19 protein-coding genes are annotated in these 24337 nt (G+C 66.3%); 12 read left to right on the top strand and 7 right to left on the bottom strand.

Annotated elements, in window-relative coordinates:
• Window positions 1-30: 30 nt before the first annotated feature.
• The 3 genes from VGM61_RS03990 to VGM61_RS03980 are packed head-to-tail and all read left to right on the top strand — an operon-like array spanning window position 31 to window position 8481.
• Window positions 31-6102 carry an Hpt domain-containing protein gene (locus VGM61_RS03990; RefSeq protein WP_331521433.1) on the top strand — a complete coding sequence of 2024 codons (6072 nt, stop codon included), beginning with the start codon at window positions 31-33 and terminating at the stop codon, window positions 6100-6102.
• The gene (locus tag VGM61_RS03985) at window positions 6095-8014 is read left to right on the top strand and encodes a chemotaxis protein CheB (protein WP_331521432.1); all 1920 of its coding nucleotides are present in this window, start codon (window positions 6095-6097) and stop codon (window positions 8012-8014) included. Before VGM61_RS03990 ends, VGM61_RS03985 begins: the two co-directional genes overlap by 8 nt.
• Complete coding sequence (locus VGM61_RS03980) at window positions 8011-8481, top strand: chemotaxis protein CheW (protein WP_331521431.1); 471 nt, start codon at window positions 8011-8013, stop codon at window positions 8479-8481. Before VGM61_RS03985 ends, VGM61_RS03980 begins: the two co-directional genes overlap by 4 nt.
• A 5-nt stretch (window positions 8482-8486) precedes the next feature.
• Here VGM61_RS03980 and VGM61_RS03975 read toward each other — a convergent pair whose 3' ends face one another.
• The gene (locus VGM61_RS03975) at window positions 8487-9221 is read right to left on the bottom strand and encodes a 16S rRNA (uracil(1498)-N(3))-methyltransferase (protein ID WP_331521430.1); all 735 of its coding nucleotides are present in this window, start codon (window positions 9219-9221) and stop codon (window positions 8487-8489) included.
• A 20-nt stretch (window positions 9222-9241) separates the two neighbouring features.
• Window positions 9242-10609, bottom strand: coding sequence for an adenosylmethionine--8-amino-7-oxononanoate transaminase (locus tag VGM61_RS03970; RefSeq protein WP_331521429.1), 1368 nt, complete (start codon window positions 10607-10609; stop codon window positions 9242-9244).
• Between the two features lie 47 nt (window positions 10610-10656).
• Here VGM61_RS03970 and VGM61_RS03965 point away from each other — a divergent pair, with 47 nt between their 5' ends.
• The 6 genes from VGM61_RS03965 to VGM61_RS03940 all read left to right on the top strand — a co-directional run bounded on the left by VGM61_RS03965 (window position 10657) and on the right by VGM61_RS03940 (window position 15221).
• On the top strand, window positions 10657-11421 hold the full coding sequence (locus tag VGM61_RS03965; protein WP_331521428.1) for a type II secretion system protein N: 765 nt from the start codon (window positions 10657-10659) through the stop codon (window positions 11419-11421).
• Window positions 11418-12215 (top strand): inositol monophosphatase family protein, encoded by a 798-nt coding sequence (locus VGM61_RS03960; RefSeq protein WP_331521427.1) that lies wholly within the window; start codon window positions 11418-11420, stop codon window positions 12213-12215. The genes VGM61_RS03965 and VGM61_RS03960 overlap by 4 nt, the downstream gene beginning before the upstream one ends.
• Window positions 12212-12769, top strand: a complete 558-nt coding sequence (gene nudE, locus VGM61_RS03955) for an ADP compounds hydrolase NudE (protein ID WP_331521426.1) — start codon at window positions 12212-12214, stop codon at window positions 12767-12769. Before VGM61_RS03960 ends, nudE begins: the two co-directional genes overlap by 4 nt.
• Window positions 12766-13569, top strand: coding sequence for a 3'(2'),5'-bisphosphate nucleotidase CysQ (cysQ, locus tag VGM61_RS03950; RefSeq protein ID WP_331521425.1), 804 nt, complete (start codon window positions 12766-12768; stop codon window positions 13567-13569). Before nudE ends, cysQ begins: the two co-directional genes overlap by 4 nt.
• Before the next feature lie 11 nt (window positions 13570-13580).
• Window positions 13581-14378, top strand: coding sequence for a nucleoside triphosphate pyrophosphohydrolase (mazG, locus tag VGM61_RS03945; RefSeq protein ID WP_331521424.1), 798 nt, complete (start codon window positions 13581-13583; stop codon window positions 14376-14378).
• 66 nt (window positions 14379-14444) lie between these two features.
• Window positions 14445-15221: a DUF4097 family beta strand repeat-containing protein gene (locus VGM61_RS03940; RefSeq protein ID WP_331521423.1), complete on the top strand. Its 777-nt coding sequence runs from the start codon at window positions 14445-14447 to the stop codon at window positions 15219-15221.
• A gap of 2 nt (window positions 15222-15223) precedes the next feature.
• On the opposite strand, the gene VGM61_RS03935 is transcribed toward VGM61_RS03940, so the two are convergent.
• Window positions 15224-17707 carry an ABC transporter permease gene (locus VGM61_RS03935; RefSeq protein WP_331521422.1) on the bottom strand — a complete coding sequence of 828 codons (2484 nt, stop codon included), beginning with the start codon at window positions 17705-17707 and terminating at the stop codon, window positions 15224-15226.
• Window positions 17704-18387: an ABC transporter ATP-binding protein gene (locus VGM61_RS03930; RefSeq protein WP_331521421.1), complete on the bottom strand. Its 684-nt coding sequence runs from the start codon at window positions 18385-18387 to the stop codon at window positions 17704-17706. The genes VGM61_RS03935 and VGM61_RS03930 overlap by 4 nt, the downstream gene beginning before the upstream one ends.
• Here VGM61_RS03930 and VGM61_RS03925 point away from each other — a divergent pair.
• The 3 genes from VGM61_RS03925 (at window position 18386) to VGM61_RS03915 (ending at window position 20848) form a co-directional block, all read left to right on the top strand.
• Window positions 18386-19003 (top strand): arylesterase, encoded by a 618-nt coding sequence (locus tag VGM61_RS03925; RefSeq protein WP_331521420.1) that lies wholly within the window; start codon window positions 18386-18388, stop codon window positions 19001-19003. The two genes, VGM61_RS03930 and VGM61_RS03925, sit on opposite strands and share 2 nt — an antisense overlap.
• 116 nt (window positions 19004-19119) lie before the next feature.
• Window positions 19120-19854, top strand: coding sequence for a response regulator transcription factor (locus tag VGM61_RS03920; protein WP_250625179.1), 735 nt, complete (start codon window positions 19120-19122; stop codon window positions 19852-19854).
• Window positions 19855-19927: 73 nt separating this feature from the next.
• On the top strand, window positions 19928-20848 hold the full coding sequence (locus VGM61_RS03915; RefSeq protein ID WP_331521418.1) for a HAMP domain-containing sensor histidine kinase: 921 nt from the start codon (window positions 19928-19930) through the stop codon (window positions 20846-20848).
• Window positions 20849-20857: 9 nt separating this feature from the next.
• Here the strand turns inward: VGM61_RS03915 and VGM61_RS03910 are convergent, their stop codons facing one another.
• The 3 genes from VGM61_RS03910 to VGM61_RS03900 are packed head-to-tail and all read right to left on the bottom strand — an operon-like array spanning window position 20858 to window position 24277.
• Window positions 20858-21433 (bottom strand): response regulator transcription factor, encoded by a 576-nt coding sequence (locus VGM61_RS03910; RefSeq protein ID WP_331521417.1) that lies wholly within the window; start codon window positions 21431-21433, stop codon window positions 20858-20860.
• Window positions 21430-22716 carry an ATP-binding protein gene (locus tag VGM61_RS03905; protein ID WP_331521416.1) on the bottom strand — a complete coding sequence of 429 codons (1287 nt, stop codon included), beginning with the start codon at window positions 22714-22716 and terminating at the stop codon, window positions 21430-21432. Before VGM61_RS03905 ends, VGM61_RS03910 begins: the two co-directional genes overlap by 4 nt.
• 25 nt (window positions 22717-22741) lie before the next feature.
• Window positions 22742-24277, bottom strand: a complete 1536-nt coding sequence (locus tag VGM61_RS03900; protein WP_331521415.1) for an oligopeptide:H+ symporter — start codon at window positions 24275-24277, stop codon at window positions 22742-22744.
• Between the last annotated feature and the right edge of the window lie 60 nt (window positions 24278-24337).

Below are 24337 nucleotides of genomic sequence, written 5' to 3'. Positions count from 1 at the left end.
AGTTTCAAAAGCCTCACCCGGAAGCGCCCAATGAGACTCCAGGACCACAACGATTTCACCACGCTCAACTGGGTCAAGGCGGAGCTGGACGAGGCGCTTTCCAAGGCACGCCAGGCGCTGGAGGCCTACGTCAGCGAACCGGCCGACATCCATGTCATGCGCTCATGCGCAGCGGACCTGCACCAGGTGCATGGCACCCTTCGCATGGTCGAGCTCTATGGCGCGGCCATGGTGGTGGAGGAAATGGAGCAACTGGTGGCGGCCCTGATGGCCGGTACCGTTGCCCAGCGCGACGATGCCTATGCCGCGCTGATGCGCGGCATGGTGCAGATGCCCGACTACCTCGAGCGCCTGCAGAGCGGGCATCGGGATGTTCCCATTGTGCTGCTGCCGTTGCTCAACGACCTGCGCGCCAGCCGTGGCGTCGACGGCCTGCACGAATCGGCCCTGTTCACGCCCAATCTCGATGTCGCGTTGCCGATGGATGCCCCGGGCGCCACCGAGCCGCATGCCACTGAGTTCTACCGCGACGAAATCGCCGCATTGCGCCTGCGTTTCCAGCAACTGCTGCTGTCCTGGTTCCGTGGCCAGGGCGGCGATCGCCAGCTCCAGGGCATGCGCGCCACGCTCGATTCGCTGGCTGCCCGCTGCTACACCATCGCCGGGCGCCGCCTGTGGTGGATCACCGCCGGTGTGCTCGATGGCCTGGAGCGTGGCGTGCTTAAGGCGCACGCGAAGGAAGTGCGGCACCTGATCGGCCGCGTCGATCGGTGCATCCGCCAGTTGCTCGAACAAGGCGAGGAAGCCCTGCTCGGCGGCGATGGTGACGAGCTTTCGCGCAAACTGCTGTATTTCGTCGCCCAGGCGCGTCCGGGCAGCGAACGTCTCGATGAATTGCGCCGGGTCTATCGCCTGGACGGCCTGCTTCCCGATGACGCTGAGCTCGAGCATGCCCGTGGCTCGATGTCCGGCCACAACCGCGCGCTACTGGATACCGTAGCCTCGGCCATCAAGGACGACCTGCTTCGCGTCAAGGATGCGCTCGACCTCTTCTTGCGGCGCCACGAAGGCGACCCCTCGGAGCTGGCCCCGCAGGTGGAAGTACTCGAGCGCGTGGGCGACACCCTGGGCATGCTCGCCCTGGCCGTGCCTCGCCGCGTGGTCAATGAACAACGCCGCGTCATGGAAGAGATCGCCACGCGCATGCGCGCCCCCGACGAGGAAGCCCTGCTCGACGTCGCCGGCGCCCTGCTTTATGTCGAAGCCTCGCTCGACGACCATATCGAACGCCTGGGTGCCGAAGGCGCCGCCGAGGATCCGGGCGAGGGCCCGGCGCCGTTGCCACGCAGCGAGGCTCGCCACATCCTCGCTTCGCTGATGCGCGAGGCGACGGCCAATACCTTCAAGGTCAAGGAAGCCATCGTCGGCTTCGTCGAATCGAGCTGGGATCACGAACAGCTGGTCGAGGTGCCGCGCCTGATGGACGAGGTCTCCGGCGCGATGCAGATGCTCGGTGCCGTGCGCCCCTCGCAGTTGGCCGTGGGCATCGGTCGCTTCGTCGACCACGAGCTGGTCCAGGACCGCCGCATTCCGTCGGGTGTGCAGATGGATCGCCTGGCCGATGCACTGGCGGCGCTCGAGTACTACCTGGAGGCTGCTCGCGAACACCGCGGTGGCCTTGAGCACATCCTTGACGTCACCGAGCAGAGCCTTGCCGCGCTCGGTTACTGGCCGTTGCCCGAACCACGGGGCGCGGCCGAAGAAGCCATCCATGCGGGCGCGGACGATTTTGCCGTCGCATCGCACGGAGCCACTGCCGACGAACCGGTGGGCCTGCTGGCCGATGGCGGCAGCGTGCCGCCGATCTTCAACGAAAGCCCCGCGGCCGAAACCGCCGGCGCGCCCCTGCCGTCCTCTGGCCACGCCTTCGTATCCCACGTTGCCGCCTCGGACGACAACGATTGGGTGGAAGTGGAGGAAGAGATAGAGCAGGAGGTCGGTGGCGACGACATGGCCGATTTCGCCGGCTTCCAGGTGACGGTCGATGGCATCGACGATGAGATCCGCGAGATCTTCCTGGAGGAAATGCTCGAGGAGATCACCAACCTCCAGCAAGGCGTGGCCATCTGGATGACCGACCCGGAAAAGCGCGAGTCGCTGGTGCCGGTCCGCCGCTCCTTCCATACCCTGAAGGGGTCCGGCCGCCTGGTGGGCGCGCGCCTGCTGGGCGAGTTCGCGTGGAAGATCGAGAACATGCTCAACCGCGTGCTCGACGGCACGATCGCGCCGGACACTGATGTCCAGGCCTTGGTCGCCCATGCCCTGGCCGCGCTGCCGGAACTGCACATCGCCCTGTCCGGCGGTCCCACCCCGATGGCTCCGCTGGCGGCGATCATGACCGTCGCCGACCGTCTGGCTTCAGGCGCCTCAGGTCGCATCGAGGATGTCCTCACCGCACGCCAGACCGTGCGCACCAAGGTGCGCCGCCGCGTGCCTCGCGCGACCGTCGAGGCTATCCCCACGGCTGCCTTCGCACCTGCCGCAACCCCCGACGCGCCATCGGACGTCCCGGCGGCTGCGACTGGGATGGAAGCGGTCCATGCCGACGAAACGCACACGCCGCCGGCGATGTTCATCGGTCCGGCACTGCCGCCGATCGATCCCGTATTGCTGGATATCCTTCGCACGGAAGTGGGCCAGTACCAGCAGACCATCCGTGCGGCGCTGGCCCGTACCGACGACGGCCACCTGCCGGTGGACGATGCCCTCCTGCGCGCCGTGCATACCCTGCATGGCGCCATCGGCATGGTCGACATTGCGCCGTTGATCCATGTATTGGCACCGATGGAAGGCCTGCTCAAGCGCGTGCGCGCCGGCAGCGGGTCGTTGTCGCCGGAGGGCGTGCTCGCCCTGGGCGACGTTGCCGACCTCGTCGAACACATCATGGCCCAGTTCGACGACGACGAACCCTATGTGCCCGCCGTCGACCAGCTTGCCGATCGCATCAGCCGCATGCGCGATGAGCAGCCCGCCGTCCAGGTGGCGCATGTGCTGTTCGAGCCCGCACCGGACGAAGCCCTCGAAGCCCTCAGGCACGATGCGGATTTCGACGCCGCGGTGTCCGCTTCGCTGGCCGGGGAGATTCCCGATGCCGGTGCTGGCGTAGCCGCCGCCGACGTCAACGAAGACCTGACCGCCGATTTCCTCGCCGCAATGGATGGCGGGGAACCGTTGGATCCTGGCGTACCCGCGATCACCACGCCGACCGTCGACGACGCTGCGGCGTGGGACGCGCTGATGGCCGAGCTCGACGAAGAAGCCGCCCAGATGCCTGGGTCCGCCGCCGCGGAGTCGATGCAAAACCTGCCCCTGGATGCATCGGCGGAGCTTGCCGATGGCATGGCCCTGCCTTCGGCCGAATTTGAAGACACAACGTCGCTCAACGACGCCGAGCTCGAAGCTGAACTTGAAGCCCAGTTGCAGGCCGAGCTCGATGCCGAGGGCCCGATGTCGAGCGACGACGAGGTGCCGTCCACCGCAGTATCCGGTCCGGCGGGCGACGACGAACAACTCGTGGCCGAAGCGGAGCTGGAAGACGAGCTCACCGCCGAACCTGATGCGCACACCGCGTTGCCGCCGGCGACGGACCTGGACGTCCACGCGCCGGAGCCGGTGGCCATGCCGTTGGCCGCCGCCAGCGAACAGGTCGTGCCGGGCATGGTCGACCTGTCCACCATCGATCCGGACCTCCTTGAGGTGTTCGTCGAGGAAGGACGCGAGATCCTGGACCACGCCGACGGCGTGCTGGCCCAGTGGCGCGGTGCGCCGACCGAGCCCCAGCACGTGGCCGGCCTGCAGCGCGACCTGCATACGCTCAAGGGCAGCGCCCGCATGGCCGGCGTGCCGCCGGTGGGCGACCTTGCCCACGCCATGGAAGCGGTGCTCGATGCAGTGGCCGGTGGCCGCCGCGACGGTGACCTGGTTGCCATCCGTGCCATGGAGAGTGGTTTCGACCAGCTCCACGGCATGATCCAGCGACTGGCCCAGGGCCAGAGCGTTGGTCTGGACCCGCACGCTATCCACCCGTTCGTGGAACTGGCAGGTGGTGTCATCGGCCCGATCGAGGACGAACCCACGGTGTTCGCCGCACCCGAGCGCGAAGTCGTGGCGCCGGTATTCGCCGACGACGACACTGAAGTCGAGCCGATCGACCCGCGCGACCTGCCCGAACTGCTGCCGGAATTCGAGGAAGAACAGCGTGGGTCCCAGGAGCAGATCCGCGTTCGCGCCGAATTGCTCGACACCCTGGTCAACCATGCCGGCGAGATGTCGATCTACCGCTCGCGCCTGGAACAGCAGATCACCGGCTTCCGCTTCAACCTGATCGAGCACGAACAGACGGTGAGCCGACTGCGCAGCCAGCTGCGCATGCTGGAGATCGAAACCGAGGCGCAGATCATCGCCCGCTACCAGCAGGAACATCGCGAAACGGGCATCGCCTCGTTCGACCCGCTGGAACTGGACCGTTTCTCCGGTCTGCAGCAGTACTCGCGGGCCCTCGCCGAGTCGGTATCGGATCTGGTGTCGATCCAGGGCATCCTGGACGACCTCACGCGCCAATCGGAAACCTTGCTGCTGCAGCAGTCGCGGGTGAACTCCGAACTGCAGGACGGCCTGATGCAGACGCGCATGCTGCCGTTCGACGCCATGGTGCCGAACCTGCGCCGTACCTTGCGACAGGCAGCGACCGACCTGGACAAACGCGCCACCTTGCAGGTGGACGGCGCCCACGGCGAAATGGACCGCAACCTGCTCGATCGCATCAAGGCGCCGTTCGAGCACATGCTGCGCAACGCGGTGGCCCACGGCATCGAGTCGCCGGCCGAACGCGAGGCCGCCGGCAAGAATCCGGAAGGCACCGTACGCATCCAGGTGAGCCGTGAAGCCACCGAGGTGGTGATCCGCGTGTCCGACGACGGACGCGGCCTGGACCGCGAGGCCATTCGCGCCAAGGCGATCGAACGCGGCCTGCTGCGGCGTGATGCACGCGTCGGCGACGATCAGCTCCTGGCCTTCATCGCCACCCCGGGTTTCTCCACCGCGCAGGAAGTCACCCAGCTGGCCGGCCGCGGCGTGGGCATGGACGTGGTTGCCAACGAGATCAAGCAGCTCGGCGGCACGCTGTCGATCGATTCGACCCAAGGGCAGGGCACGACTTTCACCTTGCGCCTGCCGTTCACCCTGGCGGTGACCCAGGCCATCCTGGTACGCATCGGCGAGTCGCATTTCGCCATTCCGATGACCTCGGTGCAGGGCGTGGCGCGCATTTCGCCCGAAGACATGCTGGCACGCCTGTCCGAGGCCGATCCGAACTTCACCTATGGCAATGACGACTACGGCGTGCACGACCTGCCGCAGTTGCTCGGCCTGCCGCCGGTCACCGTGCTCGAGGAAGGCCAGCAGCCCTTGCTGTTGACCCGCAGCGGCGACCTCCGCGCTGCGATCCGCATCGACGAAGTACTCGGTTCACGCGAAATCGTGGTCAAGCCCGTCGGCCCGCAGGTCAGCTCGGTGCCCGGCATCCTGGGCGCCACGATCATGGGCGACGGCTCGGTGCTGATCATCCTTGACCTTGCCCCGCTGGTCCGCCACAACGTGGCCCGCCGCGCTCAGGCCGCCGATGACCGTACACCCTTCGTGCCGGCGCTGCCCGACGAAGTGCGCGTGCGTCCGCTGGTGATGGTGGTGGATGATTCGATCACCATGCGCAAGGTCACCGGCCGCGTGCTTGAGCGTAACGAGTTCGAGGTGATGACGGCCAAGGACGGTGTCGATGCCATCGAGAAACTGCACGAACGCGTGCCCGACCTCATGTTGCTCGACATCGAGATGCCGCGCATGGACGGCTATGAGCTCGCCACGCACATGAAGGCCGACGCCCGCCTGCGCGATGTCCCGATCATCATGATCACATCGCGTACGGGCGAAAAGCACCGGCAGCGCGCCTTCGACATCGGCGTGGAGCGCTACATCGGCAAGCCCTACCAGGAGAGCGACCTGGTGGTGCAGATCAACGACGTGCTCGGGGTAACGCATGGCTGATCGCGGTGTCGCCGTCGCCCTGTTGTTCGGCGATGAGGAACTTGGCTCCCAGTTGCGCGCGGCCCTGGTGGAACTGGGCGCGCGCATCGTGCACGAAGGCGCCGTGGCGTCGTTCGGTGCCCATGAGATCAAGTCCACCGGCGTCGACATCGTGGTGGTTAACCTCGACGACGATGCCGACGAAGAACTCGACCGCCTCTACGATGCCATCGACGGAGACCATCCCCGTCTGATATTCAACGATGCGGCGGCTTCCCGCGGGCTTCAGGGTTGGGACCGCGCTCGTTGGGCGCGCCATCTTGCGACAAAGCTCCTGGCCGGAGCCGACATCGATCCGCCGCGACCGGCCGACGCACGTGGCATCGACTTGCCTGAGCCCCAGGCACCGGCAACGCACGCTGATAACCATCATGCCAACGTGGCGCCACTGGCCGAGACCGAGGCCAGGTCCGAAGAACTGGAAGCCGAACTCGAGGCGCTGTTGTCCCAGGACGACGAAGCCGCGGCTTTCCAGGGCATGGAGCTGGATGGCGCCATCGACCAGGGCAACGCCGCCGCCAGCGAATACGAGGATCTCGAAGCGGTGTCTGCTTCGCCGCTGGTGTTCAACGAGGACCTCGCAGCCGACCTCGACACCGAACTTCCCGCCAGCGACGACTATGTCTTCGGCGACGCCGGCCCGATGGCGCCGCGGCCACCCGCGCACGACGATGCGCTTTCCCTTAGTGCGGAATTCGACGAACTGGCGAACCTCGCCACCGACACCGAGGCGGAGCCGGATTATCTCTTCGGCGCCAGTGACAACGGCGGCGACACCGCATCGCGCGCGCCGGCGATCCACGACGAACCGGCGCGACAGCCGTCGACACCTGCCCCCGCGGCGACTGTGTCGCACGAGGATTTCGCTGGCCTCTCGCTGATGGATGACGAAGAAGACTTCGGGCAAGCACCGGCAACCGCCCCGGCGGTTCCGCCTGCATCTCCCGATACCGGCCGGTTCAGCCTGGCTCCGATGGACGAGGCTGATACGGCCGGTGTCCAGCCGCCCCCGGTCCAGGACATCGTGTTACCCGAGATCGAATCACGGGTCACCCAGGTCTCCCAGTCCATCCCGCCGGACTGGAGCCTGGTCGATGACCAGGAGCCGGTAGCGGGCGATGCGGCGACCGCGCCGATGGCCAGTCCCGAACCCAATCCCTTCGGCATCGAGAAGATGTCCGCGGCGGAATTCCTTGCCCCGGAAAGTGATGCCGAAGACGACCAGTCGCTGGAGCCGGGCCTGGGCCTGGAACTGGTGTCGATGGAGGAAGCCGTGGCGCCCCGGGCCTCGGACAGTGAATATTTCGCCGAGACGTTCCTGGACAGTGCGGCGGCGAGCGTACGCCGCGTGCTGGCCCTGGTGGTATCGCAGGACAGCGAGGACGCGGCCAGGTTGTTCCTGGCGTCCATGCCCGCGCGCCTGCCCGCCCTGGTGGTGGTGCTGCAGCAGGGTGACGCGGCGGTTTTCGCTCGTAGCCTTGCCGCCACGACGACACTTCCCTCGCGCGTGGCCGAAGCCGACCGCTTCGCCGCGCAATCAAGCGTGCTCGTGATGCCGCCCGGTCATCGCATGGCCTTGCGCCGTGACGGGCAGGTAACCCTTACCGGCGATGACGCCGGTGGCGTGGATGCCACCCTTAGCCAGCTGGCCGCGACCTTCGGCGCCGACCTCACCGCGGTGGTCTTCGTCGGCAGTGGCCGCGATGGCGTGGCCGGTTGCCAGGCCGTGGCCGATCGTAGCGGACGGGTCTGGGCAGAAGAACCGGGCGACCGCGCGTCGGCCACCATCGCCGGCATCCATGCCGAGCGCATCGAAAGCTTCACTGGCAGCGTGGCCGCCATGGCTGCGCGCCTGATCGAGGAATTCCCATGAGCGACCTGCTGCCGCGCGAAATCCGTTGCGTGCTGATCCCCAGCGGCGGTGCCCGCCTGCTGCTGCCCAACGCCACGATTTCAGAAGTGATTACGCTGTCTACGCCGGAGCCGGTGGAACATGCACCTGCATGGCTGCTCGGCCGCATCGCGTGGCGCGGCTGGCGCGTGCCGCTGGTGTCGTTCGCCACCCTCACCGGGATTGATCCGTCGAGCGAAAGCGGCAACTCCCGCGTGGCGGTATTGAAGGCTCTCGGCGGCAACCCGAAGCTGCCATTCATTGCCGTGGTTACCCAGGGTTTCCCCCGCCTGACCACGCTTAACGCCGAATTGATCCTGCCTACGCACGATGGCTCGGAACTGCCGTTCGGCGTGCGCGCCAACGTGTTGGTGCGCGACGACACCGCGGTGATCCCGGACCTGGAAGCGATCGAGGCGGAACTCGTCGCCGTGCTGGAAGCCGCCTGAAGGCCTTACCAGTCGCCGTATAGCGATTGCAGAGCGGCCAATGCAGCCAGGCCCGCGGTTTCCGTGCGCAGGATGCGCGGCCCAAGCTGCAAACCCATGAAGCCCGCCGAGGCCAGCGCTTCGGTATCGCGCTGGCCCAGGCCGCCTTCGGGCCCCACCACCAGATAGGCCCCGGGGCTGCCCAGCGCGAGTTCGCCTACACGGCGTCCCACGCCTGGCATCAGTGCCACGCGTTGGCGTCCATCATCTTCCAGCGATACGAGCCACGTGGACAACGCCATGGTGGGCCACACCACTGGAACCAGGGCGCGGCCGCTCTGCTCGCATGCGCCCACCACCACCGCCTGCCAGTGCGCCCGGCGCTTCTTCGCGCGACCGGCATCGAGCTTTACTTCCGAACGTTCGCAGGTGACGGGCACGATCCCCGCCACGCCCAGTTCGGTCGCCTTCTGCATGATGAAATCCATCTTGTCGCCGCGGGCCACACCCTGTACCAGCACCAGCGGCAGCGGTGATTCATTGCCTGCCGGCGTCGTGGATTCGACGGCCACGCGCAGTTCCTTCTTGCCGGCCTCGACGAGGCGGCCTGCGTACTGGTTGCCATCGCCGTTGAACAGGGTGATCGCATCGCCGGCCTGCATGCGCAGGACGCGGCCGACGTGATCGACGGCCTGGCCGGTGATGATGGCCTCGCTGCCGGCGGCGAGGGTTTGTTCCACATGGACTCGAATGGTTCGCATCGGCCCATTGTAGGTTCGTTTCAGGCGACCGCGCGTTCGATCCCCGCGATGGCCACGTCCACCAGGTGGTCGATCTCCTGTGTGCTGACCACATAGGGCGGCATGAAATAGACCACGTTGCCCAGCGGGCGCAGGAGGACGCCATGATCCAGGCCATGCAGGTATACGCGAAGCCCCCGGCGTTCGCCGGCCTCGAAGGGCCGGCGTGTTGTCTTGTCGGCTACCAGTTCCACCGCGGCGATCATCCCGGTCTGCCGGACATCGGCCACGTGCGGATGGTCGGTGAGCGGTGCCAGCCGCGCGCGCAGGTGCGCGGCCAGCACACGATTGCGCTCGAGCACGGGTTCCTCGTGGAAAATGCGCAATGTTTCCACCGCCGCGGCGCAGGCCAGTGGATTGCCGGTGTAACTGTGCGAGTGCAGGAAGGCCTTGCCGCTGCGGTACTCATCATAGAACGCCGCGTATACCGTACCGGTGGTGAGCACCGCCGATAGAGGCAGGAAGCCGCCGGTGAGCCCCTTGGAAAGGCATAGGAAATCGGGTGTGATCGCCGCCTGTTCGCAGGCAAACAGGGTGCCGGTGCGGCCAAAGCCGACGGCGATCTCGTCGGCGATCAGGTGCACCTGGAACTCATCGCACAGCGCACGCAGCCCCGAGAGGTAACTGGCGTCGTGCATGCGCATGCCACCGGCACACTGCACCAGCGGTTCCACGATCACCGCGCAGCATTCGTGGGCGTATTGTTCCAACAGCGTACGCATCTGGCCCAGGCGGCGTGTCGCCACCTGCACGGGTGTTTCGCCGGGCTCACCTTCATAGGCATCGGGCGAGGGCGCGAGCTCCGGGTGCAGCAATAACGGCGCATAGGTGCGGCGGTAAAGCGCCACGTCGCTCACCGAGAGGGCACCGAGTGTTTCCCCGTGATAGCTGCCGGTGAGCGCGATGAAGCGGGTCTTCTCGCCGTGGCCGACGTTTTGCCAGTAGTGGAAGCTCATCTTCAGCGCCACTTCGACCGCCGCCGAGCCATTGTCCGCCAGGAACACGCGCTCGAGGCCCGGGGGAGCCACGCGAAGCAACGATTCGGCCAGTTCCACCGCAGGTTCATGGGTGAACCCGGCGAAGATCACGTGTTCGAGGGTATCGAGCTGTTTTTTCACCGCCGCGCCGATGCGCGGGTTGGCGTGGCCGAACAGGTTCGTCCACCAGCTGCTGATGCCGTCGAGGTAGCGTCGGCCGTCGGCATCGACCAGCCACGCCCCTTCGCCACGCACCACGGGTACCATGGGGATCGTTTCGTGATCGTGCATCTGCGTGCAGGGATGCCAGAGCACGGCAAGGTCGCGCGTGGCCAATGACGCGCTGGATGGGTTCAAGACGTGGCGGTTCATCCGCCCATGATCGCACCGGAGAGGATCCACGTGACAGGAGCGGGTGGTTGAAACGTCGTATCGGCGTGCTGCTGGTGTTGGCGGTGCTGGCCCTCGTGGCGATTTTCTGGCTGCTGCCGGCCCGCTGGGCGCTGCCCCTGTTGCAGCAGCGCATGCCTGGCGTGCGCCTGGACGCGGTGGGCGGCAGCCTTTGGCAGGGACATGCCGAAAGCGTCAGCGACGACAAGGGCCGTTTTCTCGGCCGCGTCGACTGGACTCTCTCTCGCCGCGCGGTGTTGGGCCAGTTGGCATTTGCCTTCGATTTCCATGGTCCTGCGGGGACGGCCGGCGGCGAGCTGGAAGGCAAGGGCGATGTGCAGGCCTGGCGCCATGTCCGGCTGGATCTGGACATCAGCCGCCTGAAGCTGCCGCCTGCCTGGCGCATGGAAGGCGCCACGGGGCGCCTGTCGGGCACCTTCGATTCGATCACCCTGCGCTCGAACTGGCCGCAGGATCTTACCGGCACGCTGCGTTGGCGCAACGCCGCGGTGATGTCGCGTGGCCAGGCGGTGAACCTTGGCGACCTGCGCGCCGACCTTGCGGGCATGGCCAGCGTCATCCACGGCGAATTGCGCGACGAGGGCGATGGCCCGGTAGCATTGCAGGGCACCGTGCTGGTGGCACCGATCGGCTGGCGGCTGGCTGCCAACCTTCGTCCACGTCAGGCCGATGCCGCGCTCGCCCGCGTGCTCGCTCGCTGGGCGAGCCCGACCGCCGACGGCAGCTATCCTGTCAACCTGCATGCGGGCGTCGTGCCCGCGGAGGCGCCATGAGCATCATCGACGACGCTACCCTGGATCACGCACTTGCCGGCGCCATGGAAGCCGCGGACGCTGCCGCTGCCATCATCTGCCACTACTGGCGCGAAGGCGTGGCGGTGGAACTGAAAGACGACGCCACCCCTGTCACCGTCGCCGACCGCGAGGCCGAGCAGGCCATCCGCCAGGTGCTCGCCCGCACCCTGCCGGAGGCCTCCATTCATGGCGAGGAATTCGGTCGCGGCGACGACCGCGTGTTGACCTGGCTGGTGGACCCGCTCGATGGCACCAAGAGCTTCGTCCGGCGCACGCCGTTCTTCTCTACCCAGATAGCCCTGATGGCCGGGCCCGAACTGGTGCTTGGCGTATCGAAGGCGCCGCTGTATTGCGAAACCATGTGGGCGCGGCGCGGCGGCGGTGCATGGCTCGATGGCGAGCGCGTGCACGTAGCTGGCACGTCCAGTCTCGCCCAGGCGTCGATATCAACGGGCAATGTACGCAGCCTCACCTCAAGTAGTGGATGGGACGCGCTGGGTGCGTTGGTCCGCGACACCAATCGCATCCGTGGCTACGGTGATTTCTGCCATTACCACCTGTTGGCGCGCGGCGGCCTCGACCTGGTGATTGAATCGGACGTCAACATCCTCGATATCGCAGCCCTCGCGGTGATCGTGCGTGAAGCGGGGGGCATCTTCACCGACCTTGACGGCGGCGAACTGGATATCCACACGCGCAGCGTACTTGCCGGCGTACCGGCCATCCATTCGCTCGCCGCCCCGCGATTGCGCGGCGCTACAATACCCCGATGAGCAAGCATCCGATCATCCACGCCACACGGGAAGTTACCGACAGCCGCTTCCTGCACGTGGAAGCTGTCGACCTTGAGTTCTCCAATGGCCAGCGTCGCACCTACGAACGCATGAAAAGCTCAGGCCTGGGCGCAGTGATCATCGTACCCATGCGTGATGACGACACCGTGCTCCTGGTACGCGAATACGGCGTGGGCGTGGAACGCTACGAGCTTGGCCTGCCCAAGGGCCGCCTCGACCGCGGCGAGTCGGTACTCGAGGGCGCCAACCGCGAGTTGAAGGAAGAAGTAGGTTATGGCGCGCGGGAGCTCAAGACGCTTGGCGTCCTTTCGCTGTCGCCTTCATACATGACCCACCAGACCCATGTGGTGCTGGCACGCGACCTGTTTCCCGAACGCCTGGAAGGCGACGAGCCGGAAGAACTCGAAGTAGTGCCGTGGCAGATGTCCGACCTTCACACCTTGCTCGGCCGCGAGGAAGTCAGCGAGGGCCGCTCCATCGCAGCATTGTTCATGGCCCGGGAGTTCCTTGCAGGCAGGTTCCAGCCGGCATGAACGAAACCCTGCACCTGCTCGAGTCGCTGGCCGCCCTGGCGCGCCGCGCCGGCGATGCAGTGATGGACGTCTATGCCAGCGACTTCGCCGTGCAATGCAAGGACGACGATTCCCCCGTGACCGCCGCCGACCTCGCTGCCCAGCGCGTGATCGTCGAGGGCCTGGCTACCTTTGCCGAAGTCCTTCCGGTGGTTTCCGAGGAAGCCACCGCGGCGCGCTGGCATGAGCGCCGCCAATGGCAGCGTTACTGGCTGGTGGATCCGCTCGACGGCACGCGTGAGTTCATCAAGCGCAATGGCGAATTCACCGTGAACATCGCCCTGGTGGACGGTCATGACACCGTGGCTTCGGTGGTGCTTGCACCAGCCAGCGGCGATGGTTATCTTGCGGCGCGGGGCGCAGGCGCCTTCCGCCAGCAAGCCGCGGGCGCCGCCCTTGCACCCATCCGTGCTCGCAGCAAGGCGCAACCGCCGCTGCTGGCCGGCAGCCGTTCGCACGGGCTTGGCCGCCTGGCTGGCATGCTCGAGCCGTTGGGGGCTTATGACACCTTTGCCCTTGGGTCTTCGCTGAAATTCTGCGTGGTCGCGCGTGGCGATGCCGATGCCTATCTTCGCCTTGGTCCGACCTGTGAATGGGACACCGCGGCCGGCCAATGCGTGCTGGAAGAAGCCGGCGGCAAGGTGACCGACCTCGCCGGCCGGCGCATCCGCTACAACACGCGCGATGAACTGGTGAATCCCGAATTCCTGGCGGTTGGCGATGCCAACTTCGACTGGCTCGGCCACCTGGCCGTCCAATAACAAGGCAACCGATGGCACACCCCGACATCACTCCCCTTGCCCAGATCATGGCGCGCCTGCGCGATCCGGAAAACGGTTGTCCATGGGATGTGAAACAGACCTTCGCCACGATTGCGCCCTATACCATCGAGGAAGCCTACGAGGTGGCCGATGCCATCGACCGGAGTGACCACGGCGCCCTTCGCGATGAGCTCGGCGACCTGCTGTTGCAAGTGGTATTCCATGCACGCATGGCCGAAGAAGCGAAGCACTTCGAACTTCAGGATGTGATCGAAGGTATCTGCGCGAAGATGATCCGCCGGCATCCGCATGTGTTCGGCGACAAGCGCTACGCCGACCTCGCCGAGCAATCGCGCGCATGGGATGAGATCAAGGCCGGCGAGCGCGCCGCCGATGGCCACGACGACACGAGCGCGCTGGCCGGCATCGGGCACGGGCTGCCCGAATGGCAACGTGCGTTGAAACTGCAAAAGCGTGCGGACAACACCGGCTTCCGCTGGCCCGACCACCAGGGCGTACTCGACAAGCTCACCGAGGAACTGGAGGAAGTGCGTGAGGCCTTCGACGAAGGCGCCGATCCCGCCCACCTGGCCGACGAGATCGGCGACGTGCTGTTCGTGGCGGTGAACCTTGCCCGGCATGCCCGGGTGGACGTATCCACGGCGCTGCGCGGGGCCAACGCCAAGTTCGAGAAGCGATTCAGGCACATGGAGGCGCTGGCGGCCTCTTCGGGCCGGGAGTTTTCCGCCTTGTCGCTGGGCGAGCAGGAGGCCCTCTGGCGGCAGGCGAAGGTGGATCTGTCCACCTAGTTCAAACCTTTTGCCCGCCGCCGGCATCGATACCTTCGACCTTATCGCCGGCATCGGAGCCAAGACATGCGCAAGATCATCCTGCTTTGCATCGCCCTGGCGGTGCTCCCCTTCGGCGCCCGCGCCGAGATGCCCTGCGCACATTCGGCGCAGCGCAACCTTGATGCCAACCTTGCCGGTGTCAGCCTGGTTCGCGTGGTGACCCGTAGCCATGACCTTAAGCTCGACGGCAGCGGAAGTGGCGCTGCGCTGGCTTTGCGCGGCACGGCCTGTGCGTCGAGCCAGGCGGGCCTGGATCCGCTTACCGTGCAGCAGCGTCGCGAGGGCAGCACCCTGGTGATCACCCTTGGCGCCGACCACGGCTCGGTCAATGGCGGCTGGGGTGGTTTCTACGCGTACCTGAAGGTGAACGTGACGATGCCCGGGAATATTCCGGTGCGTCTTGAATCGGGCTCCGGCGATGCCGAGGTCCGGCACGTGGCGGCACTGGAGGCCAGCACCGGTTCCGGGGACTTCAATATCAGCGACATCGCAGGCGCCGTGAGCGCGAGCTCAGGTTCAGGCGACCTGACAATCGATCGCGTCGGCAGCGTCCAGCTGCAGGGCATCGGCTCGGGCGATGCGAAGATGCACGACGTCCGCGGCACGGTAAAGGTGGGTAGCGTAGGCTCCGGCGATTTGGAATTCGGTGATATCGGCGCCAATGTCGAGGTCGATTCCATCGGCTCGGGCGACATCACCGCCCGCAGCATCAAGGGTAATTTCACCGTGCACTCGAAGGGCAGCGGTGATGTCGACTATGCCGGTGTCAGCGGCAAGGTCGACGTGCCCTCGCGCGACTGATCCTAAGTCCCGCGCAGCAAGGCCAGCGGGGACGTGCGCGTGACGCGCCGCGTTCCCGCAAGGCCGATCAGCATCACCACCACACCAGCTGCCGCGGAGGCCGCCGCCAACGGCATCAGTGGCGGGATGAAGCCATCGATATGGAAGACGGTGCGGCCAAGCCACCATCCCGCGCCACCGGCGCCCAGTGCCGCGGTGAGCCCCGCCACCAGGCCCAGCATGGCGAACTCGCAGGCCGCCGCCAGGCGAAGCTGCGAGCGATGCGCTCCCAGCGTTCGCAGCAAGGCAGCTTCATGCCGGCGTTCCTGCGCGCTCGCCGCCATGGCCGCCGCCAGCACCAGCGCGCCGGCGCCCAGGCTGAAACCCAGCACCCAGCGCACCGCCGACCCCACGCGATCGACGATCTCGCGCACGCGGTCGAGCAGGGAATCGACATCGATCAGGCTGAGGTTGGCGTAGTCGCGCGACAGCTTCGCCAGCGCATCGGCATGGCCGCGCGCCACGTGGAAGCTCGCCAGCCACGTATGCGGCAGGTCGGCGGCGTGGGCGGGATCGAGCAGCAGGAAGAAGTTGACGCGGAAGGAACTCCAGTCGACCTTGCGCACGCTGCCCACCTTCGCATCGATGGTCGCCTCGCCGATCGCAAAGCTCATGCGGTCACCGATCTTCAGCTGGTACATGTCCCGCCAGCTTTCATCGACCGATACTTCGGCCGTGGTGGCCTGCGCGCCGGGCCAGGACCCTGCCACCACCTGGTTGGACGGTGGCAGCGCATCGCTCCAGGAAAGCCGCAACTGGCGGTCGGCCGATTCTTTTGCGCGTTCGTCTTTCAACGGTAGCTGGTCGATGGGTACGCCGTTGATCGCGGTGAGCTTGCCCACGGCCAGCGGCAACATGTTGAGCTGGTCGCCTCCGATATCGGCCAGGGCTTTTGCAAAGGCGTCGCGCTGGTCTTCCTGCAGGTTCAGGGCAAACCAGTTGGGTGTATTTGCCGGCAACTCACGTCGCCAGCCTTCCAGCAGCGACGGCGCCACGACGGCCAGCAAAAGCAGCGCGGTCAGGCCAAGCGACAGCGCCGTAGCCTGCACGAGCGACAAGCCGCGGCGTCGCGCCAGGGCGCCCAGGCCCAGGCGCAGCGCCGGGTGAACGCCGGGCGCCACGCGTCGCGCCAGCCATAGCAGCAAGGCGGCCAGCAGCGCCGAGATGACGGCGACGCCGGCAAGGCTGGCAGCCAGGATGCCGGCCAGCCGCGCCGAGCCGCTCTGCGTCCACAACAGGGCCACCGCCACCGCCAGCGGTACCAGATACAGCCAATCGAAGCGGCGACGGCGCCGTGCCAGGCTTTCGCGGAACACCGCCACGGGCGGCACTTCAGCCAGTCGCACCAACGGCGGCAGCGCGAAACCGGCAAGTACGGCAAGGCCAAGGCCACCAGCCACGAAGGCGGGCCCCAGCGGCAACACGGTGGGGATGTTGCCCACCATGGAACCTGCAAAGTGCCAGGCCAGCGCGGCCAGGCCAAGCGCAATACCCGTACCTATCAGACTCGCCGGGATGGCAAGCAGCGCCAGTGTGGTGGACAGCAGCGCCACCACGCGGCGACGCGGCGTGCCCAGGGCACGCAGCAACGCCACTTCATTCACCTTGCGCCGCGCATAGCGCTGAGCGGCCAGTGCGATGGCCACGCCAGAAAGCAGGGCGGAAAGCAGCGCCGTCAGCCGCATGAAGGCGCTGGCGCGGTCGAAGGCCACGCGCATGCGTTCTTGCGTTTGCTCCGGCGTGATCATCTGCGCGCCGGTGGGAAGCGTCTGGCTCTCCGCCCAGCGGCGCCAGGCCGCCACATCGCGCGGGTCACCGGCGAGCAGCAGGCGGTGCTGGGCCCGGCTACCGGTACCCAGCAGACCTGCCGCCTGGGCGTCGGCCAGGCTCATCATCGCCCGTGGCGCCAGCGCAAACAGTTCGCCACCGTCGGGCTGGCGCACGAGTTCGGCGGCGATGGTGAGGTCGCGGCCGCCCAGTTGGATGCGCTGACCGGGTTTCACCCCCAACGCCACCAGGGCGCGATGATCGAGATAGAGCTGGCCCGCGGCAGGTGCACGGCCGGTGAGTGGCCGGCCGTTGGCGTCGCCCAGTTCCAGCGTGCCGCGAAGCGGATACCCCTGGTCGGCCGCCAATACGTCCAGCAGCTGGCTACGCTGGTCGACGAAGGCGACGGAGGGGAAGCTGGCGCTGTGCAACACCGCCAGGCCATCCTTGCGGGCCTCGTCGGCAAAGGCGGCCGGAAGCTCGTTCGGCGCCGAGATGCCGACGTCACCGCCGATCAGTTCCGCCGCGTTGGCCAGCAGGCCCCGTTCAATGCGCGTGGCAAGCGTGGCCACCACCCCTAGCGCCACCACCGCCAGTACCAGGGAGGCCGCCAGTGTGCGTAGTTCAGGCAGGTGCCACTCGCGGCGCAGGGTGCGCAGGGCGAGGGTGAGGATCTTCATGCCGCCACGCCCAGGCGGCCACCGATGAGTTCGGCGCTGCGGGCGCAGCGTGCGGCAAGGCGCGCATCATGGGTGACCAGCACCAGGGTGGTGGCGTGTTCGCGGTTCAGGGCGAACAGCAAATCGCCCACCTGCTGGCCGGTTTTCTGGTCGAGGTTGCCGGTGGGTTCGTCGGCGAAGAGCAGACGGGGCCCATGGACGAACGCCCGGGCCAGCGCCACGCGTTGCTGCTCGCCACCGGAGAGCTGCGCGGGGTAGTGGCGCCGCCGCTCGGCCAGGCCGACGTTGGCCAGCGCCGTACGGGCACGGCTGCGGGCATCGTCGTCGCCTTCCAGTTCCAGCGGCAGCATGACGTTTTCTTCGGCCGTGAGGGCCGGCAGCAGGTGAAACGACTGGAACACGAAGCCGACCAGGCGGCGACGCACCGCCGCGCGGCGTTCTTCGTCCAGCGAGCCAAGTTCGTGGCCGTCCAGGTGGATGCTGCCGCCGCTGGCGGTGTCAAGGCCCGCCAACAGCCCAAGCAGGGTGGTCTTGCCCGAACCCGAGGCGCCGACGATGGCGAAACTTTCACCGGCGGGAATGGAAAGATGTACCCGGTTCAGGATGTCCAGGCGCCCATCGGGGCCCTGGACGTACTTGCTAACATCGATCGCTTCCAATACCGGCCGGGAATCACTCATGCGTCGTTGCCTCGGGGTTATCTTGCTGGTGGTCGCTTTGGCGATGGGGCCGGCACACGCCGCAGCGCCGCGAACCATCCTGGTGCTGGGTGATTCACTTTCCGCCGCGCACAACATCCCGATCGAGAAGGGATGGGTGAGCCTGCTTCAGGCGCGTTATTCAGACATGGTGCCGGGCTGGTCCCTCGTCAATGCCAGTATCAGCGGCGAAACGTCGCTGAGCGGTCGCAACCGGCTACCCTCGCTGCTGGCCAAATACCAGCCGGCGGTGGTGGTGATTGAGCTCGGCGCCAACGATGGCCTGCGGGGCCTGCCACTGGAGCCGCTCAAGGCCAACCTCGCCGCCATGGCGCAGGCATCCCGGCAGGCTGGCGCCAAGGTGCTGCTGCTGGGCATCGAGCTTCCGGTGAACTACGGGCCGCAGTATCGGGATGGCCTGCGCGCGGCCTACAAGGGCCTGGCCGATACGCAGCACCTGGCCCTGGTGCCGTTCCTCCTGGACGGCGTCGCCACCCGCCCCGAACTGATGCAGGACGACGGCCTGCACCCCACCGCAGAAGGTGAACCGCGCGTGGCAGACAACGTTGACGCGGCTTTGAGACCTTTGCTGCGTTAATGCCCGGCCAAGGGGATTCCTAACCCGCGTTAAATCGCCCGAGCCGCCGTTCACGCCCGCATCACCGGCGCGGCCGCTACCTTTTCACAAATGTGAAGCGAACCCGGAGACCGTTGATGAGTGCACATGACGAACAGAGCGGCCTGATCCTGCTGGTGGAGGACAACCGCGGCATCGCCGAGATGGTCGGCGAATTCCTCGAGCGGCGTGGCTATTCGGTGGACTATGCCGCCGATGGGGTCAGCGGCCTGCACCTCGCCGTCTCCAACAGTTATGACGTGATCGTGCTCGACCTGATGCTCCCGGGCATGGACGGCCTGGATCTGTGCCGCAAGCTGCGCAAGGACGGCAAGAAGTCCACCCCGGTGTTGATGTTGACCGCCCGCGACACCCTGGAAGACAAACTCATCGGCCTGGAGGCTGGCGCCGACGACTACCTGGTCAAGCCGTTCGAAGTGCGCGAACTCGAAGCCCGCCTGCGCGCGCTGATCCGCCGCGATCGCCGCCAGGTGTCCTCCGAGGTGCTCAACGTGGGCGACATGACGCTCGACACCGCCACCTTGCGCCTGACCCGCGCCGGGCAGGAACTCACCGTTTCGCCGATCGGCCTTAAGCTGCTGGCGATCCTGATGCGCGAATCGCCGCGGGTGGTGAGCCGCCGCGACATCGAACGTGAAATCTGGGGCGATACGCTTCCGGACTCCGACACCCTGCGTTCGCATCTGTACAACCTGCGCCGTGTGATCGACAAACCATTCGACCGCGCGCTGCTGCATACGATTCATTCCGCGGGCTATCGCCTGGCCGATCTGGATGCCGAGGTCGCAACCGCGTCCCAGCAAACGGCCTGAGGTGTCGCGGCAGAACGACATGGCCGGCAGCCAGGTTGGATCGCACGGACGCGCCGGAGCCTTCCGGCGCCGGATGACGGTCGTCTTCGCCCTGCAGATGGTGGTGGTGATCATCGCCACCGTCATGGCCGTGAACAACGTTGCACCGGTGGTGGCGGTGATTGCCATCATCCTTGCCACCAGCGTGCTCGCATGGATGGCTGTCAGCCGTGCATGGATACCGATCGAGACGCTTGCCCGGGTGATGGACGCCTGGGACGATGAAAGTACCGATGTCGAAACGCTGCAGCCCTCACGGCTATCGCCCCGCACCGATGCCGGGGTGGCGTCGATCGCCAAGGGGCTGCACACCTTCGCCGTGCGCCTGCGCGGCTTCGGCGAACGCGAGCGAAATTTCACCCGTGATGCCAGCCATGAGCTGCGTAGCCCGTTGACAGTGATCAAGATGTCCGCCGACATGCTGGCAGAGGAAACCAATCTCTCCAGCTTCGGTATGCGTTCTCTCGACCGCATCCGCCGCTCCTCCCGTGAACTCGAGGCGCTGGTGGAGGCCTTCCTGGTGCTGTCGCGCGAGTCCGACAAGGGCCTTCCCGAGGAAGACTTCGTGGTCAACGGCGTGCTGCGCAAGGAAGTGGAATCGGCAGCCCAGCAGGTGATCGGTCGCGACGTGCAGATCGTGCTGGATGAACCTTCCAGCTTCGCCCTGCATGGTTCGCCGCGGGTGTTCGCGGTGATGATCAACCAGCTGTTGCGCCATGCGCTTCAGCAGACCGAGCAGGGCAAGGTGGTGGTCACGGTGATGCCCGGCGTGATCAGCGTGGCCAACCATGTGGCCGAGTCGTCGCGCGAAAACGCGGTCGATACCCATGGTTTCGACATGGCCATCGCGCGGCGGTTGTCGGACCGTTTCCAGTGGCCGATCGAGCTGCGTTCGCTGCCCGGCACCGAGCGCATCGCCAGCGTGCGGTTTCCCAATCCCCAACCGGTATCCTGAGCCCGACGATCAGCCCTCGTCGGGCCGTTCGCGCACCGGATGCTTGCCGAGCTTGCGCTGCAAGGTGCGCCGGTGCATGCCCAGCCGCCGCGCTGTCTCGGAGATGTTGCCATCGCATTCGGTGAGCACGCGCTGGATGTGCTCCCATTCCAGGCGACGGAGGGGCAGCGGGGCGTCGGGAGCATCGATCAGTTCGTCGTCGCCGGCGCCGCCGTCATCGTCCAGCAGGGCCCGCACCACGGCATCGGCATCGACGGGCTTGGCCAGGTAATCGTGGGCACCGCGCTTGATCGCCTCCACCGCGGTGGCGATCGAGGCATAGCCGGTGAGCAACAGCACGCGGATCTCAGGTACCAGCGCCTGTAGTTCCGGGATCAGCTTCAGCCCGTTCTCGTCGCCCAGTTTGAGATCCAGCACGCAGTAGCGCGGCTGGTGTCGGCGGGCCAGCGCACGGGCCTCGGTGGCGTTGTCGGCGGTGAGTACCTCGAAACCCCGGGAGGCCAGTGCCCGGGCAAGCACGCGCGAAAACGTCGGATCATCGTCGACGATCAGGAGCGGAGCGGGCGCACCCGGCAGCTGGTTCATGAGGCATCTCCAATCACGGCAAGGGGAAGGCGCAGGCGCATCTCGGCGCCGTGTTCGCTATTGGTGGCGATGAGTTCACCGGACAGTCGCTCAGCCGTTGCCTCGGCCAGCGCCAGGCCGATGCCAAGGCCGGTCTGTTTTTGCGAACCGCCGATCCGGGTGGCGAAGTCCTCGTCGCTGGCGAAGCCCGGTCCGTGGTCCATCACGACCCATTCAAGCATGGCGCCATCGCGATGCACTTCCAGGCCCACCACATTCTTGCTGTGCACGGCAGAGGCGTCGGCGGCGTTATTGAGCAGGTTCATCAGTGCATGGCGCAGGGCAGGGGGCGCGCGTAGCCGAAGCTGGCCCACGGAATTGCCCAGGCCAAGCTCAACCTCGGCTTCCGGCCGCAGCAACTGGAACCGTTCCAGGCAACCATGCACGAAGGCGTCCACGGTTTGCCGCTCCGGTTCCTGTGACAGCTGGGTCTGCCCGAAGGCCACCATCTCGCGAAGGATCATGCGGCAGCGTTCCACCTGGTCTTGCAGCAGCGCGAGGTCTTCGTTCAAGGGGGCGTCGGTGGCGCGCTCGCGGCGCAATTCCGGCAGCAAGGTGCGCATGGTCGAAAGAGGGGTATTGAGTTCATGCGCCGCGCCGGCGGCCTGGGTGGCGATGGCCAGGATGCCTTCATCGCGCAGGGCCCGTTCGCGCACGCGCTGCACTTCCATCTGTTGCGCACGCACCGCGCGGGCGAGCGTGTTGATGAAGAAACCCAGGAGCAGCGCCATGATGATGAAATTCACCCCCATGCCCGCCACATGCAGGTGGAAGTCGCTGAATCGGCCGCCCATGGTGCCAGGTAGCGGTAAGTAATAGCGCGCCAGCAGCAGATAGGCGAATCCGGCAAGCCCGGACACGGCCAGCACGCCACGGATGCTCAAGGCCGCTGCCGACAGCGCAATGGGCACCAGCAGCAGGGTAACGAAGGGGTTGCTGGCGCCGCCGGTGAAATACAGCAGGTACCCCAGCACGAGTGTGTCGGCGGCGATGTGCACCACGGTTTCCCATTCGCGCATCGGCCAGGGCTGGGTAAGCCGCCATGCTGCCATCACCGCGAAGACCGCCAGCATGCCCACCCCCAGCAGCAGGGGCAGCAGGGGAATATCCAGGCCCATCACCAGGGCGCAGACCAATACCGCCATGCTTTGCCCGGCAATGGCGCACAGGCGCAACCAGGCCAGCGTCCGCGCCAGGGCGAACGGGCCGGTGCGTTGCAGGGCTATAACGCGGGCAGGGCTCATGGACACATGATAAGCCGCCGGAGGGTTATTCCTCGCTATGGACTGCCGGCAAGGGCGTGTGTTGCTGGCTCAATGCATGGGTGGCGGAGAGCTTCTTCATCATCGGCAGCACCGCCAGGGCGATCACCGTGCAACCCAGGCCGACGAAGCCGAGCTTGTTGAACAATGCCGTGTAGATCGGCAGCGACTGGTGCGGATCGGTAATGTTCGACGGGATGGCGGCAAAGTTGGCCACCACGCTCCCCAGGTACTGCGACACGCCCACGGCCACATAGTAGGCGCCCATCATGAAGCCGCCCATGCGCGCGGGCACGTAGCGGGCGATCATGGCAAGGCCCAGGCCGCTCACCAGCAACTCGCCCAGGGAATAAAGCCCGTAGCCCCACACCATGAACCAGGACGAGATCTTCGCGTCCACCGCGGTATGGCTGCCCACGCCGTACATGAAGAAACCCGCCGCCACGGCAAGGAAGCCCAGGGCGAACTTCGACGCCACGGAGAAATCCTTGCCCTTCGCGCCGAAGTAGTTATAGACGAACACCAGCACGGGGCTCAAGATCACGATCCAGATCGCATTGAGCGACTGGAACTGCTCGGGAATCCAGGTCATCAGGTGGAAGCCGAACAGGTCGAACGACAGGTCGACATTGCGCTGGGCGAAGAGGTTCAGCGAGGTCGACATCTGCTGGTAGAAGATGAAGAAGAAAATCGTCTGGATGGTCAGCACCAGCGCCGCTGACAGGCCCGAGCGTTCGCTGCGTTCGCTCGAGCGGATCAGGTGGATGAAGATGCTCAGGATCACCACACCAGCGCCATACACGCACGCGCGAGCCACCGCTTCGCTTTGCAGGATGAAAGCCGAGACCGCTACGGTAAGCAGCGCCGCCGCCAGCACATACGACGCGTTGCGCAGGCTCACCGGCTTCTCGTCCTGCGGTGAGCCGATATGCGACAGCGTGCGATGCATCAGCATGTAATTACCCAGGCCCAGCAGCAGGCCGATCGAGCAGACGCCGAAGGCGGTATGCCAGCCCAGCGAATCACCATAGTGTTCGCCGACATAGTCGCGGATCCAGGGCGTAAGCAGCATCGACACCGTGGAGCCGACGTTCACCGCCATGTAGTAGATGGTGAAGGCGCTATCGATGCGCACCTCATCGCCTTCGTAGATCTTGCGCACCAGGTTGCCGGCGTTGGGCTTGAAGAAGCCGTTGCCTACCACGATCACGCCGAGTGACACGTACAGGAACATCGCGTTGTCAGTGGGAATCCACAGCAGCGCATAACCGAAGGCCAGGGTGACCGCACCGACCAGCATCGTGCGGCGCGTTCCCAGCAGTTTGTCGCCGATCACCCCACCGAGCGCAGGCGTTGCATAGATCAGCGCGGCCGCGGCGCCCCAGATCAGGTTGGAACTGCTGTCGCCGAAGCCCAGCTTCTTCACCATGTAGGTGACCATCAGCACCTGCATGCCGTAGAAGCCGAAGCGCTCCCACATCTCAATGAGGAAAACGGTGCTGAAGGATCGGGTCTGGGAGACCGGCGGCAGCGTGGTCGGCATGCGTATTTTCCGTGTTGGAGCGGGATATTCCCCGAAGCGTACCCGATATAACCCTCATGT

The sequence above is a fragment of the Pinirhizobacter sp. genome (assembly GCF_036499745.1).
Taxonomy (GTDB): Bacteria; Pseudomonadota; Gammaproteobacteria; order Xanthomonadales; family Rhodanobacteraceae; genus Pinirhizobacter.
This window is presented reverse-complemented; position numbering and strand designations above follow the sequence as displayed.